Origin of the sequence: Sorangium sp. KYC3313 (assembly GCF_052075895.1) — a bacterium.
GTDB lineage: Bacteria > Myxococcota_A > Polyangia > Polyangiales > Polyangiaceae > Sorangium > Sorangium cellulosum_B.
In genome coordinates this window covers 413,856-427,767 of sequence record NZ_CP197255.1, presented here as the reverse complement: position 1 = coordinate 427,767, position 13,912 = coordinate 413,856, and the positions used below count along the sequence as shown (strand labels likewise).

The window sequence follows — 13,912 nt, the reverse complement described above, 5'->3', positions numbered from 1 at the left end:
TGGCTGCGCCGCGAACGGGCGAGCGGCGCGAGAGCGCCGGTTGCTCCTCCCACATCGGGCCGCGTACCCTGCGAGCGCATGAAGCTCAGCATCCGCAACCTCGGGCGCATCGCATATGCCGAGCTCGACATCCGGCCGCTCACGATCTTCGTTGGGCCGAACAACACGAACAAGACCTGGGCGGCTTACTGCCTCTACGGGCTCGCGCGCAGGCTCACCTTCGACCCCGCGGCCTCGTGGAACGCGCTGCACGAGCGAGCGGCGCCCCGCGTCGCGGAGTTCGAGCACGCCGAGCTCGCTGCGCGCGTCCGAGCGGCGGCGGAGCGGGTCGGGGCGGCCTCGTTCCACCGGGGCGAAGCGCACAGAACGCCCGACGTGAGCATGCGCGTCACGCGTGCCGAGCTCCTGGGGGGCCTGCCGGGAGACGTCCGGCTCCGGATGGACGCGCTCGACATCATGAATCTCCTCCGGCTCCACCGTGAGCCCCCGAAGGAGACCGAGGCGATGCTCGACGTCTCGCCGTCGGAGCTCCGCGGCGGCCCCATCGAGGAGCTGCGGATCGACGTCGAGGACCTCGCGCGCTTCATCTCGTTCACACCGCTCAAGCGCCCGGAGCGCGGCGAGCCTCCCGGCCAACCCAAGCGCTTCGAGGTGCGCGACGATCGGGACAGGATCCTCCTGCTGAACGCGGCGATCTCGGCCTTCGGGCTGTGCTTGCACGATCACGTGGCCGTCTTGCCGGCCGAGCGGAAGGCACTCGTCGCGACATACAAGCTGCTGAGGCCCGAGTTCGAGGAGGTCATGGCGTCCCCCGTGGTGGCCTTCACGGAGCTGCTCCGCCGGCCGGAGCGGCTCGCTCCGACCGAGGCGCAGGTCGAGGAGCGACGCCAGGCCTGGGGGCTGCTCGAGGAGCGCATCCTGGGAGCTCCGCTCCACTTCTTTCCTCACGGCGCCGGGCCCTCGTTCCTCTTCGGCGGTTCTCCCGACACGGAGCTCCCGATCCACGCGGCGTCGTCGCTGGTGCGCGCGCTCGCCGGCCTCGACGTGTATTTGAAGCACCTCGCCTCGCCGGGCGACCTGCTCGTGATTGACGAGCCGGAGATGAACGCTCACCCGGCCGCCCAGCTCGCCATCACCGAGCTGCTCGCGTTGCTCGTGAACAAGGGCATCCGCGTCGTCTTCACCACGCACAGCCCCTACGTCCTGGATCACGTGAACAATCTGATCGAGGCGAGCCGCGTCGGCGCCGACCGCCGGGGCGAGATCGCGGCGCGCCTCAAGCTCGGGTCGGCGGCGGCGTTCCTCGATCCTGAGCGGGTGGCGGCCTACCTGTTCGACGACCGCGGCGCTGTCCTGTCCATCTACGACGCAGCGGAGCGGAGCATCGACTGGCGCACCTTCAGCGCGGTGACCGACGAGGCGGGCAACCTCTACAGCCACATCCTCACGGCCGAGCGGAAGTGACGCCGTGCCGCTCAACTTCCTCCTCTGGAACGCGCTTCGAACGAGCGACACCGGCCACGGTGAAGCCGGCAAGCGGGTCAGCCTGCAGCGCGAGGTCGGCGAGACGGTGCTCGTCTTCCACGCGGACACGCCGGAGTTTCGACGGCGGTTCGGCGTGGTGCACGTCTGCGACGCGATCTTCTTCTACAAACGACCCCCGGCGCCGCCTCTGCTCCTCTTTGTCGAGCTCAAGGGGAAGGAGATCGCGGACGGCGCCACCCAGCTCCGCGAGACGCTGCTGGCCGTGAGGCGGTAGCTCGCTGCGGCGCTGCGTGACGGCGCTCCGCGCGCGGAGCAGCTCCGCGCCGTGATCGTCTGCTCAGGGGTGGCGTCCCCGCGGGAGCACGGCCGCGTTCGCGCGGAGTTCGAGCGCGTCACCTCGGTCCCCTTGCTCGTCAAGAGCGTGAAGAGGGGGACGTGCGATCTGCGCGACCTGCTGCGTTGAGTACGGCCTATCGTTCCGTATGCAACGGACCTCAGCGCCTCGCTGGACGAGCCTCACGACATCGCGCTTGAAAGGCCGTGCTGGGAAGCGCAGACGCCGGCTTCAAGGCTTGAGAAGGCCTTCTCGGTCGTCGAGTGGCCCATTTCAACGCTTGAGAAGGCCTCCTCGGCCGACGAGTGGCCCATTTCAACGCTTGAAATGGCTCACTCGGCCGCCGAGTGGCACACTTCAACGCTTGAAATGGCTCACTCGACGCCCGAGAAGGCCGTTTCAAGGCTTGCATCAAACGTTGCAACTGAGTCGCCCAGGGTTGCCTGGATAGCGAGGAGGCCCGGGGAGGGCGTGTTCGTCGCGCGGCGCGGAGAGGGCCGGCGTGGAGCTCAGACCAGATCGTCCGTCGGCCCCGCGCCCTCGCGGACGATCTGCACATCGCCCTGGCTCAGGTCGATCACGGTCGTCGGCACGGCCCCGCCGGTCCCCGCGTCGAGGACGAGCGCGAGCCCCGGGAACCGGTCATCGATCTCCCCAGGATCGATGATCGGATCCTCCCCAGGAGGCGCCGCGGTCGTGCTGATGAGCGGCCGCCCGAGCGCTCGGACCAGCGCGAGCGCGACCGGGTGGTTCGGCACGCGGATGCCGACCGTCTTCTGCTTGAGGTGCACGTACTTCGGCACCTCGCGCGTGGCGGGGAGGATGAAGGTGTACGGCCCGGGCAGGAAGCGCTTCAGGATGCGGTACGCCTGGTTCTCGACGATCGCGTAGCGCGCGATGTCGCTCAGATCCGGGCAGATGAACGCCAGGTTCTTGTTCTGGCGCATCCCCTTGATCTGGTACACCCGCTCGATGGCCGCCTTGTTCATCAGGTCGCACCCGAACCCGTACACGGTATCGGTCGGGTAGCCGATGACCTCCCCCTTCTGAATGAGATCGATCGCTCGCGCGATCTTGCGGGGTTCCGGGTGATCGGGGTTGATGGGCTGGAGCACGGGAACGCAACCATGGGGCCGCCCGGTCGGCTTCGCCAGTGCTGGCTGCTCGGATGCGCGGCCAGCGTGGGGCAGCCGGAGGACGGCGCTGAGGGTGAAGAGAGGCGGGGCGAAGCCCCGAGGCTCGAGCCGATCGCTCGCACGACCGGCCCGATGCGGCGACCGGAGATCCCGGCGCGCAGCGCGGCTCGCTACTCCTTGAGCGCCTCGCTGCCGCCGATGATCTCCATGAGCTCCTTGGTGATCGCCGCCTGACGCGCCTTGTTGTACTCGAGCGTCAGGTTGTCGATCACTTCCTTGGCGTTCTTGTTCGCGGCGTCCATCGCCGTGAGCTTCGCGCCGAGCTCGCTCGCCATCGACTCGTAGAGCGCGCGCAGGATCGAGATGTCCACGTACATCGGCACGAGCCGCTCCAGGAGCGCGCCCTTGTCCGGCTCGTAGAGGAACTTCGGCGCCGCGGAGGGCGCGCCGTGGCCGCCCTCGTCCCCCTGCTCCTGCTCGTTCACCGGACCGCCGGCGGGCGGCAGGAGCCGCTCGACGACGACCGTCTGCGTGATCGCGCTCTTGAACTCGTTGTAGACGAGGTAGATCGCGTCGATCTCGCCCTTGTTGAACGGGGCGAGGAGCTTCGCGCCCACGGCCTGGGCCGTCTCGAGGTTGAGCTTGTCCCAGACCCCGGCCAGGTACTCGAGGATCGGGGCGCCGCGGCGGTTGAAGTAGTCCCGACCCTTGCGGCCGATGATCGCGAGCTGGACCTCCTGGCCCGCCTCCGTCCGGCTCTTCCACTCGCGCTCGGCGCGCTTGTTGATGTTGGTGTTGAAGGCGCCACAAAGTCCGCGGTCGCTCGTGAGCACCACGAGCAGCACGCGCCGCTCCGGACGGGTCACGAGCAGCGGGTGCAGCGCGCTCTCGCCAGCGGCGAGCGCGCCCGCCTCGCCCTCCGCCCCGATCCCCTCCGCCGCGAGCGCCTCGGCCGCGGGAGCCGCGTCGCGCGTGATCGCCGAGAGCACCTCCTGCACCTTCACGGCGTAGGGCCGCAGCTCGGTGATGCGCTGCTGCGCCTTGTTGAGCTTGGCGCCCGCGACCATCTTCATGGCGCGGGTGATCTTCTGCGTCGATTTGACGCTGGAGATCCGCTTGCGAATGGACTTGAGGCTGGGCACGGCTGCCTACTTTTCCTTTGCCTTCGAGGCGCTCTTCCCGTTCTTCGACTTGGCCTTCGGCGCAGGCGCCTCCTCCTCGTCGTCGCCCGCGCCGTCCTCGTCGGCCGCGGTCGAGGCGCCGGCCGCTTCCACCGCGAACCGCTTCTTGAAGGTGTCGATCGCCTTCGTCATCCGGGACTTGAGGTCGTCGTCGAGGACCTTCTTCTCGCGGATGTCCACGAAGATCTGGGGGTGCTTCGCCTCGATGAACTTGTAGAGCTCTTCCTCGAAGCGCCCGAGCGAGCTCACCGGCAGGCTGTCGAGCAGGCCCTGCGTGCCGGCGTAGATGATGAGGATCTGCTTCTCGACCGCCAGCGGCACGTACTGGCCCTGCTTCAGGATCTCGGTGAGGCGCGCGCCGCGCTCGAGCTGCGCGCGGGTCTTCGCGTCGAGGTCCGAGGCGAACTGGGAGAACGCGGCCATGGCGCGGTACTGCGCGAGGTCGAGGCGGAGCGTGCCGGCGATCGACTTCATCGCCTTGATCTGCGCGTTGCCGCCGACCCGGCTGACCGAGATGCCGACGTTGATGGCCGGGCGGACGCCGGAGTAGAAGAGGTCGGCCTCGAGGAAGATCTGCCCGTCCGTGATGCTGATGACGTTCGTCGGGATGTACGCCGACACGTCACCCGCCTGCGTCTCGATGACCGGCAGCGCCGTGAGCGAGCCGCCCGACTTCGGATCGCGGACGATCTCGTAGTCGCTCGCCTTCGCCTTGTCCGAGAGCTGCTGCTCGAGCTTCTTGATCTCGTCCTTCTTCTCGTCCTTGCGCGCCTGCTCGAGCTTCTCGAAGAGGGCCCCGTCGATCGTCTTCCAGAGCGAGTCCTTCGCCGAGTGCATCCCGTGCGCCCCGACGTGCGCCTTGCCGTCGACGCCGCGGTACGAGGCGTCGCCGCCCTCGATCTTCGTCCCCTTCGACACGACGTAGAAGATGTCGGCCATCTTCGCGGCGCGCTCGAGGAGCCGGGAGTGGAGGTAGAAGACGTCGCCCGGGTACGCCTCGCGGCCCGGCGGGCGGCGGAGCAGGAGCGAGAGCTGGCGGTACGCGACCGCCTGCTTCGACAGATCGTCGTAGATGCACAGCGCGTGGCGCCCGCTGTCACGGAAGTACTCGCCGATCGTCACGCCGGTGTACGGCGCGATGAACTGGAGCGGCGCGGTCTCGCTCGCCGTCGCGGCGACGATGATCGTGTACTCCAGCGCGCCGTGCGCATCGAGCTTGTCCACGACCTGGCGGACCGTCGACAGCTTCTGGCCGATCGCGACGTAGACGCAGATGACGCCCTTGCCCTTCTGGTTGATGATCGCGTCGACGGCGACGGCGGTCTTGCCCGTCTGCCGGTCGCCGATGATGAGCTCACGCTGGCCGCGGCCGACCGGGATCATCGCGTCGATCGCCTTGATGCCGGTCTGCATCGGCTCGGTGACCGGCTGGCGCTGGATGATGCCGGGCGCCTTCACCTCGACGCGGCGGCGCTCCTTCGTCTCGAGCGGCCCCTTGCCGTCGATCGGCATGCCGAGCGCGTTCACGACGCGCCCGAGGGTCGCCTCGCCGACGGGCACCTCCATGATGCGCCCGGTCCGCTTGACGGCGTCGCCCTCCTTGATGAGGCTCGTGTCGCCGAAGATGGCGGCGCCCACGTTGTCCTGCTCGAGGTTCAGCACGAGCCCCATCAGGCTGCCGCCCTCCGAGCCGGTGAACTCGACGAGCTCGCCGGCCATCGCGCGGCTCAGGCCGTGCACGCGGGCGATGCCGTCGCCCACCGTGAGCACGGTGCCCGTCTCGGTGACCTGAGCGGCCTTGTCGATATTCTGGATTTGCTTCTTGATGATCTGGGAGATCTCTTCGGCGCGGAGCTGCATGCGGAGTCCTCTGTCGGGAGACGCTTGGGGCTGCGGAGTCAACGTCGTCAAGGTCGAGGGGGCGCTGAGCGCCGGGCCACGACCCGTCATGAAACAGGGGGGCTTGCTCGCGTCCCCTCAGGTCCTGAGCAGGTTGTCGCGGAAGCTCGACAGCCGGGTCCGGAGGCTGCCGTCGATCACCTGATCGTCGATCTGGGTCACCACGCCCGCGATGAGCGAGGGATCCTGCTTGTGGGTGACCGAGATCTTCCTGCCGGTCGCCTTCTCGAGCTCGGCCCGGAGCCGGTCGAGGTAGCTGTCGCTCAGCGGGCCCGCGCTCGTCACCACGGCCCGGGCGACGTTCTGGTCCTGATCGACGAGGAGCGCGAGCTGGCGCGCGATCTCGGGCAGCGCCGCGAGCCGCCGGCGCCGCGCCAGCAGGAGGAGGGTGTTCTTCGTCACGTCCGAGAAGGCGGCGCGGCCGCCGATCTCGCGGAGCAGCTCCTCGCGCGAGGCCTCCGGGATGAGCGGGTTGTCGAGGACGAGGCGGAGCTCCTCGCTCGCCGAGTACATCGCGCTGGCGTCCCCGATCTCCCTGGCGAGGGCCGCGAGGGTCCCGGTCTCCTTGCCGATCTCGAAGATCGCGCGCCCGTAGCGTCGGGCGACGGACTCGTAGCTCATGTCGCTGCTCCGGTGGTCTGGGCTCCGCGGCGCGCGCCGGCGGAGACGGCCGCGGGGATGGCCTTCAGGTACTCTTCGTTGACCCGGTCGAGGTCCTGCTGGCCGATGCGCTGCCGGAGCAGCTCCTCGGCCGCGACGACGGCGTTCTGCACCGCCTCCTGGAGGAGCATGGCGCGCGCCGCCTTGAGCTCCTGCTCGGCGCGGAACTCGGCGTCGCGCCGCATCCGGACGCGCCGCTGCTCCGCCTCGGCGAGCACGTGGGCCTTCTCGACCTCCGCCTGCGCCGCGTGCTCGGCCTTGAGCTCGGCGAGCGTCTCCTCGAGCCGCGTGAGCTTGTCCTCGTACTCCTCGAGCCGCTGCTCGGCCTCCTTCTTGAGGCGCGACGCGTTATCCAGCTCCTGCGTGATCGTCTGCTTGCGCTTCTTGAGCGCCTCCGCGATGGGCTTCCTCCCGAAGCGGACGACGATGAGCGCGAGCAGCCCGAAGTTCAGGACCGACGCGAGGAACGGCGGCGGCTCGTTCTTCGGATCGCAGGGGTTCTGCTCGTTGTTGTAGCGCCAGAGCAGCGCGTTGACGCCGCCCTTCGCGGCCGCCTCGTTGTTCACGCCGATGAGGCCGTGCCACCAGTTGACGTGCGGCGGCGGATCCGTCGGGCCGTGCCCGGGGCAGTGCCCCTCCCCGTGGGAGGCGTGCTCGGGCTGCGCGGGCGGCGGCGTGGGGCGCGCGCGGCCGGGCTGCATGCCCGGCGGCCGGAGACCGTGCCCCGGCGGGAGCTGGCGGCCGCCCGGCCCGAGCGGCCGGCCGGGCTGCGCGTCGCGCAGGCGCTGCGGCGCCTGCGGCGAGCCCGGCTGCGCCTGGGCAGGCGACGGGATGGGCGGGTGCCCGGGGGGCAGCGCCGGGTCGGAGCCCGGCGGCTGCGTCTGAGCCAGCGCCGTGCCGGCGGCGAGCGCCGCGGCCAGGCCGAGCGCGAGCGAGGAGCGGCGGAGCGGCTTCTTCACTGGCGCACCTCGCGGCCGAGCATGCTGGCGGCGATCTCCGCGGCGAGCGCGGGCTGGGCGGCGGAGAGCTCGCCGCGCATGCGGGCGACCTCGGCCGCGATCTTCGCCTTGCTGTCCTCGAGGATGCGCGCCGTCTCGGCCCGGGCCTCGGCCATGATCTGCGCCTCGATCTTCGCCGTCTCGGCGCGGAGCCGCTCTCGCTCGATCCCGGCCTCGCGCCGGACCTTCTCGATCTCGGCCTCGTAGCGGGTGAGCAGCTCGCCGGCGCGCTCGTCCATCTCGCGCGCCTCCCGCTTGGCGCCGTCGGTGCGCCGCTCGCGCTCCTCGAAGACGCGGAGCAGCGGATCGAACAGGAGCGGCTTGAGCACGACGACGAACGTCGAGAACAGGACGACCTGCGCCAGGAACGTCAGATCGAAGTCGACGGCGATGGGGCTGGCGCCGGACGCGAGGAGTGGGTGCATTGCGTTCGGGTTCACGGGTGCTTGTTCGGCGACGAGGGCGGCGCAGCGCGAGCCGCTCGCTGCCCCACGCCCCCGCGGGGGGGCGATTTCGCGAGCCGGCACTAGCACGTGTCAGTCAAAGCTGGAAGGGTTCTCGCAGAGCGGACGAGCCCCTCTTTGACCTCACGTCTCCTGGCGACGCGCCCGCGCTACAGGCTCGCGAGCGAGCGCGTCATCTCTCCGAGGCCCGCCTCGAGATCGCCCTCGCTGGCGCGCGGCGCCGGCGCGCGTGCGCCGTCCTCGTCGCGGATGGCCTCGGCGGCGCGCGGATTGCGGAACCAGTCCTCGTCGAAGCGCTCGATCAGGCCGCGCCGATCGCGCGCGGCCAGGAGCGCCCCGGCGAGCCGGACCGCCGCGCCGGGATCGAGCGCCGGGACGACCCCGGCGAGCGCTCCCGGGATCGGCGCGCCGAGCGCGCGCGCGGTGGTCTCCTCGAAGCGGTCGCTCCGATCGCGCGAGGCCCGGAGCAGCACGTGCCCGCCTCCGTCCTGGCCGGCGCCGAACACGAGCGCCACGGTCGCGGCGTCGAGGCGCAGCGAGAGGAGGAGGCTGCGCGCGGTGGCGCGCGCCTGATCGAGCGCGCGGCCCCGGCCGAGCCCGAGCGCGCGGGCGCAGAAGACGGGGTCGGCGACGAGGCCGCCGAAGAGCGCGGCGCGGCGCGCCTGCCGGAGATCGAACGGCGCGTGGGAGAGCGCGAACGGCCCGCGCGCCCCACCACGCGCGAGCGCTGCGCCGAAGCGGGCGAGCGCGCGCGCGAACGACGCGGCGCCGAGCGGCCGCGGCAGCGGTCCGAGATCGATCGCGACGCCCTCGGTCAGCTTCGTCGCGCGGAACAGCTCCTCGAGCCACCGTGGGCCGAGCCGCGCTGGCCACCCCGACGCCGCGTCGCGGCCGACGGCGCGCCCGAGCGCGGCGTGCCAGGTCGGCTCGGGCTCGATCACCGACTCGGTCCGGCGCAGCAGCGCCTCCGCGGCGCCGATCGCCGCGCCGGGAGGGGCGCAGGGGATCTCGATCGCGCGGAGGCCCTCCTCCGCGAGCCGCCGCGCCGCCTCGTGCCTCCGCTCGACGAGGACGCGGGCGGCATCGGCGACCGCGCCGGCGCCTCGGGCCAGGGCCTCGGCGAAGATCTGCCGTCCGGCGCTCGTCGGGTCGGCGAGCAACCGGAGCCGCGCCTCGTGGGGCGACATCCGCGCCGGCTCGGGCAGGTCGATCGTGAGCAGCGGCGCGTGCCAGGCCGCGGCGAGCCGGACGCGGTCGGCCCAGACGACGCGCTCCAGCGTGAGCGCGTAGACCCAGTCGGCGAGCGGGGCCGCGAGGCCGGTCGGGTCCGGCGCGGCGGGCGGCGTCGGGCTCGCGAGCCCGAGCTCCGCGCCGAGGCCCGGGGTCTTGCCGGTGAGCTCGAGGTAGGTCGTCCGCGAGCTGACGCGCCGGAAGGGATCGAGCGGGTTCTCGAGCCTGGCCCTCGCCTCGGCGGCGCTCGGGCCGTCCTCGTCTGCGGCGGGCGGGGCCGGACCGCGTCGGGCGAGGTCGCCGTGCGCCGCGCGCCACGCGCGCTCCGCGCGGGCGACGTCCCGGTCGAGGCGGAACAGATCGATTTCCATGCTCATGACGCCATTTACCCGTGCATTACCCGTGCACCGCGGGTGCCGTCCCGAGCCGCCCGGCGATCTCGCCCTCGGCGCGCGCGAGCTCGGCCAGCCGGCCCCGGGTGGCGCCCTCGTCGCCGGCGACCTCGACGGCGAGGTCGACGAGGGTCCGGTAGTGCCGGGCCTCCGACGCGAAGAGCTCCTCATAGAGCGGCGCGAGCTCGTGCTCGCGCGCCGCGAGCCCGTCGGCGAGCAGCCTGAAGCGCTCGCAGGAGCGGGCCTCGATGATCGCGCCGACGAGCAGCCGATCGATGAGCGCGGCCCTCGCGTTGCGCGCGCAGGTGCTCGAGGCCGCCTTGCGCAGCTCGCTCGCGTAGACGTCGGTCTCCGGCTTGCCGAGCGCGAGGCCGCGCTGCTCGATCACGTCGAGCAGCGCGCGGAAGTGCCGGAGCTCCTCCTCGGCGAGGTCGACGAGCGCCCGCGCGAGGCGCGGGAGCGACGGCCAGCGCGCGGCGAGTGACAGGGCGTTCGACGCCGCCTTCATCTCGCAGTGCGCGTGATCGGTCAGGAGCGCCGGCAGATCGGCGAGCGCCACGTCAGCCCAGCGCGGGTCGGTCGGTAGGGTCAGGCACAGCACGCAGGGCCGACCTAGAGCAGGCGCGGCGCGGCGAGAAGGGGGAGCCGCGCCCCGAGGCCGGCGCGGGCGCGACGATCGGCCGTCGAAGCTCGCTCTGGACGCGCCGCTCTAGAAGGTGTCGGACGAGCCGCGGGTCAGCCCGCTCGACTCGAGGTGGTACGCGAGCCCGACCACGAACGTGGTGGGTCCTCCGCCGGCGAGCGCCCGCCGCACGGTGCCCTCGACCGCGAACTGGGTCCCCACATAGGCGAGGCCGAACGACAGCGCGTGCTGGTCGGCGCCCTGGTCGAAGCGGTAGCCGGCGCGGAGCGGGAAGTGATCGGCGACGAGGTACTCGCCGCCGGCCATGAAGCGGAAGGTGGTGTCGCGGTAAGAGTTGAGGTCGGCGAGCCCGTCGACCTCGATCGAGAAGTCGGCGGTGCCGAGCCCGATGCCGCCGCCGACCGTCGTGGGGAGCAGCCCGTTGTCCGGGTAGGTGAGGTTCTGTCCGACGACCGCGATGTGAAGGCTGTCGGTCGCCTTGACGGTGAGCGCGGCGTCGAACGTGAACTCGTCGACGAAGGCGTGCCGGCCGACGAGCTTCCCGTTCTCCCACGCGCGCAGCCCGCCCGAGACGGAGCTGTCGCCGAGGCCGCCCTCGAGCAGGGTCCCGTCCTGCGTGATCTTGGCGTAGCGGCCGGTGAGCCCGACGAAGACACGCTCGGTGAGGGGGTAGGCGAGGCCTGCCCGCGCGTCGAGGTAGGAGCGCTTGATGCCGCCGTCGTCCATGTCGACGAAGCCGCCCACGAAGGAGAGCGCCCCGGCGAGCTTGCCGGTGACCGAGTCGACGACGGCGCCGCCGTAAGCGTGCCGGCCGGCCTCGGGGCTCCCCTGGAAGAGCGCCTGGAAGTGGTAGACCCGGGTCTCCACCATGGCGGACGGGTTGAGGAAGACAGCCGACGTCCCGTTCCCGAGGGCGCGCAGCGCGCCCCCGAAGGCCGCGGCGCGGGGCGTCTCGTTCTCCCCATAGGCGTAGGCGAGCTGGGGCGGCAGCTCGTCGGCCGCCGCCGCCGGCCCCGCGGCCGACGCCGCCACGAGCGCGCCTGCCGCCGAGAGGGCCCTGGCCCGCCACGCGGCCGCCGCCCGGCGCGACGCCCCCGAAGGCCGCTGCGCCAGGAGTGCCCCCCTTGTCAACCGGATCCCCGACGACATCGCCTCGCCATACCGCACACCTGGACCCGGGGGGCAAATTCTCGGCTCCTGAAAACCGGTGAACCTCGATCGCTCTGCGCTGGACGAACTCCGTCTTCCTCAAAAAGCTGGAAAACCCGCCACGTCGAGCCTCTTGACGACGAGATGAGCGGGTTTTGCTCTGCAATCGTGAGCGCGTCGTAAAAATCACCGCCCCGCGTCGGGAGTTTTGGCGCCTCGTGTCCGGCAGCCAGAGCTCGGTCGACGCGAAGCCGGCTTCGCAGTGTGTCAGGGACTGAATTTATAACAATACTATCGGATACTTGAGCCAAGTTTCGCAGTTGGGGATAGACGCCCGGACTCACCCGGTGCTACCTCCGATTCGTCCTCGGGGCGGTTCCGTGCCGCACCGGGTCCTCCAAAGGGTGGCCTCGAAAGGGGCGCTGCGGGTTACCGAGCTCTGTGAGGCGGTATGGGGGACGGCTGTGCCGATCTGTCTTTCAATGCGATGGACCTCGACGCGACGGCTGTACCCCCACCTCGATCGGCGTGCTCGGCTGCAGCCGGGCCGGGCCCAGGTACAGGAGGGCTGTACTGTTCACCCGCAGCTGGCGGGAGCATGCGGACGATTCCCCGAGGACGAAGCGGCCGTGGGCGGACTGTTGAAAAGTCGACACGCCCTTCGATTACATTCAGAATAACATAGAGATCTCCAGGAGTTAGAGGCGAGTCCTCGCTGTGAGACCTGTGGATAAGTTGGGGGCGACGGTTCTTTCGGTCGCCCCCGAAACCTATTTTCGTGGAGCGGACTTCAGAGCAGCGATGACGATTCCGAAACACGAGCCGCGCGAGGTCTTCGATCGGGCGATCGAGCATACGCGGACGCTTTCCCCGGCCACTTTCGATCAGTGGTTCGGCGGAGTTCAGTTCGATGATCTGACCGACGGCGTCCTGACGCTGCGTGTCCAGAACGAGTTCGTCCTCGAGTGGGTCAGGGACAATTTCCTGCCATCGCTCACGGACAAGATCCGAGAGCTCACCGGCTGGTCGGTCCAGGTCGCGTGGACGGTGGATCAGAACCTCGACGCGCCCATTGCGCAGCGCGTGGAGCTCACCCCGGTGCGTCCGCGGGCGCTCGTGGTGCGTCCGACCAGCGCGGCGCCGGCGCCGGCGCCTCGCCCCGAGCCGGCGCTCCGGCGCGTCCCGTCGATGCCGGACGACCTCAACCCGAAGCACACCTTCGCGAGCTTCGTCGTGGGCCCCTCGAACCAGCTGGCGCACGCGGCGGCGATCGCGGCCGCGGGCGGCGGGGGACGCCGCTACAACCCGCTCTTCATCTGCGGCGGCACGGGGCTCGGCAAGACCCACCTCATGCACGCGATCGCGCACCGCGTCTTCGAGGGCAGGCCGGACGCGCGGATCATCTACGTCTCGGCCGAGAAGTTCACGAACGACTTCATCACGGCCATCCAGCACCACCGGATGGACGAGTTCCGCACGCGCTACAGGTCGAGCTGCGACGTGCTGCTGGTCGACGACATCCAGTTCCTGGCCGGGCGCGAGCAGACGCAGGAGGAGTTCTTCCACACCTTCAACGCGCTCCACACGCTCGACCGGCAGATCGTGGTGACGAGCGACAAGTACCCCCAGAACCTCGAGCGCATGGAAGAGCGGCTCGTCTCGCGGTTCTCCTGGGGGCTCGTCGCCGACATCCAGGTGCCGGAGCTCGAGACGCGCGTCGCGATCGTGCGGAACAAGGCGGCGCTCGAGGGCATCGCGCTCACGGACGACGTGGCGCTCTACCTCGCGCAGATGGTCCGCTCCAACGTCCGCGAGCTCGAGGGGACGCTGATCCGGCTGGCGGCGAAGAGCTCGCTCACGGGCCGCCCCGTCGACCTCCCGTTCGCGCGCGCCGAGATCACGGCCACGTCGCCGCCGCGCGCGCAGATGATGAGCGTCGAGGACATCCAGCGCGCGGTGTGCCACCACTTCCACCTGCGCTCGATCGACCTCACCTCGAAGGACCGCCACAAGAGCGTGGCCTTCGCGCGGCACGTCGCGATGTACCTCTGCAAGCAGCGGCTGAAGTGCAGCTTCCCGGAGATCGGGCGGGCCTTCGGCAACCGCGATCACACGACGGTGATGAGCGCCGTCCGCAAGATCGAGGCGCAGCGCGACTCGGATCCGCAGGTCCGCGCCCACCTCGAGGCGCTCGAGAAGAAGCTCGCCGACGAGTGAGTCGCGCGCGCGCGCGCGGCACGAGAGCGGCTTGCCGGCCACCGGGCCCTCGGTGCGCTAGCGGGCCGATCGTCGCGTGGATCGCCGCGCGTCGCGTGGATCGCCGCGCGACGCGCGCGCGAGG

At 70.8% G+C, this 13,912-nt stretch carries 13 protein-coding genes; 4 read left to right on the top strand and 9 right to left on the bottom strand.

The window, feature by feature from the left end:
* The first annotated feature begins 78 nt into the window (after positions 1-78).
* The 3 genes from ACSRUE_RS01740 to ACSRUE_RS01730 are packed head-to-tail and all read left to right on the top strand — an operon-like array spanning position 79 to position 1,948.
* Entirely contained in the window at positions 79-1,464 is a 1,386-nt protein-coding gene (locus tag ACSRUE_RS01740) for an AAA family ATPase (protein ID WP_441289499.1), read from the top strand.
* Between the two features lie 4 nt (positions 1,465-1,468).
* The gene (locus ACSRUE_RS01735; protein ID WP_441289498.1) at positions 1,469-1,759 is read left to right on the top strand and encodes a hypothetical protein; all 291 of its coding nucleotides are present in this window, start codon (positions 1,469-1,471) and stop codon (positions 1,757-1,759) included.
* 51 nt (positions 1,760-1,810) lie between these two features.
* On the top strand, positions 1,811-1,948 hold the full coding sequence (locus ACSRUE_RS01730) for a hypothetical protein (RefSeq protein ID WP_441289497.1): 138 nt from the start codon (positions 1,811-1,813) through the stop codon (positions 1,946-1,948).
* A 380-nt stretch (positions 1,949-2,328) separates the two neighbouring features.
* Here the strand turns inward: ACSRUE_RS01730 and ACSRUE_RS01725 are convergent, their stop codons facing one another.
* The 9 genes from ACSRUE_RS01725 to ACSRUE_RS01685 form a co-directional block, all read right to left on the bottom strand.
* The gene (locus ACSRUE_RS01725; RefSeq protein WP_441289496.1) at positions 2,329-2,934 is read right to left on the bottom strand and encodes an L-threonylcarbamoyladenylate synthase; all 606 of its coding nucleotides are present in this window, start codon (positions 2,932-2,934) and stop codon (positions 2,329-2,331) included.
* Positions 2,935-3,125: 191 nt separating this feature from the next.
* Positions 3,126-4,097 (bottom strand): ATP synthase F1 subunit gamma, encoded by a 972-nt coding sequence (gene atpG, locus ACSRUE_RS01720; RefSeq protein WP_441289495.1) that lies wholly within the window; start codon positions 4,095-4,097, stop codon positions 3,126-3,128.
* A 6-nt stretch (positions 4,098-4,103) separates the two neighbouring features.
* Positions 4,104-5,996, bottom strand: a complete 1,893-nt coding sequence (gene atpA / locus ACSRUE_RS01715) for a F0F1 ATP synthase subunit alpha (RefSeq protein WP_441289494.1) — start codon at positions 5,994-5,996, stop codon at positions 4,104-4,106.
* 117 nt (positions 5,997-6,113) lie between these two features.
* Positions 6,114-6,656: an ATP synthase F1 subunit delta gene (atpH, locus tag ACSRUE_RS01710; RefSeq protein WP_441289493.1), complete on the bottom strand. Its 543-nt coding sequence runs from the start codon at positions 6,654-6,656 to the stop codon at positions 6,114-6,116.
* A complete protein-coding gene (locus ACSRUE_RS01705) occupies positions 6,653-7,654 on the bottom strand; it encodes a F0F1 ATP synthase subunit B family protein (RefSeq protein ID WP_441289492.1) in 1,002 nt (333 codons plus the stop codon). Before ACSRUE_RS01705 ends, atpH begins: the two co-directional genes overlap by 4 nt.
* Positions 7,651-8,133: an ATP synthase F0 subunit B gene (locus ACSRUE_RS01700; RefSeq protein ID WP_437714918.1), complete on the bottom strand. Its 483-nt coding sequence runs from the start codon at positions 8,131-8,133 to the stop codon at positions 7,651-7,653. The genes ACSRUE_RS01705 and ACSRUE_RS01700 overlap by 4 nt, the downstream gene beginning before the upstream one ends.
* 173 nt (positions 8,134-8,306) lie before the next feature.
* Positions 8,307-9,764, bottom strand: coding sequence for a hypothetical protein (locus tag ACSRUE_RS01695; protein WP_441289491.1), 1,458 nt, complete (start codon positions 9,762-9,764; stop codon positions 8,307-8,309).
* Positions 9,765-9,783: 19 nt separating this feature from the next.
* Positions 9,784-10,380, bottom strand: a complete 597-nt coding sequence (gene miaE, locus ACSRUE_RS01690; protein ID WP_437762331.1) for a tRNA isopentenyl-2-thiomethyl-A-37 hydroxylase MiaE — start codon at positions 10,378-10,380, stop codon at positions 9,784-9,786.
* A gap of 108 nt (positions 10,381-10,488) precedes the next feature.
* Entirely contained in the window at positions 10,489-11,553 is a 1,065-nt protein-coding gene (locus tag ACSRUE_RS01685; RefSeq protein WP_441289490.1) for a hypothetical protein, read from the bottom strand.
* A gap of 819 nt (positions 11,554-12,372) precedes the next feature.
* Here ACSRUE_RS01685 and dnaA point away from each other — a divergent pair.
* On the top strand, positions 12,373-13,788 hold the full coding sequence (gene dnaA / locus ACSRUE_RS01680) for a chromosomal replication initiator protein DnaA (RefSeq protein WP_437762328.1): 1,416 nt from the start codon (positions 12,373-12,375) through the stop codon (positions 13,786-13,788).
* The last annotated feature ends 124 nt before the right edge of the window (positions 13,789-13,912 follow it).

What these genes read in the sequence shown, in the direction of transcription:
- ACSRUE_RS01695 (WP_441289491.1), bottom strand. Translation starts at nt 9,764, where the DNA reads ATGAGCATGGAAATCGATCTGTTCCGCCTCGACCGGGACGTCGCCCGC.
- atpH (WP_441289493.1), bottom strand. Translation starts at nt 6,656, where the DNA reads ATGAGCTACGAGTCCGTCGCCCGACGCTACGGGCGCGCGATCTTCGAG.
- ACSRUE_RS01740 (WP_441289499.1), top strand. Translation starts at nt 79, where the DNA reads ATGAAGCTCAGCATCCGCAACCTCGGGCGCATCGCATATGCCGAGCTC.
- dnaA (WP_437762328.1), top strand. Translation starts at nt 12,373, where the DNA reads ATGACGATTCCGAAACACGAGCCGCGCGAGGTCTTCGATCGGGCGATC.
- atpA (WP_441289494.1), bottom strand. Translation starts at nt 5,996, where the DNA reads ATGCAGCTCCGCGCCGAAGAGATCTCCCAGATCATCAAGAAGCAAATC.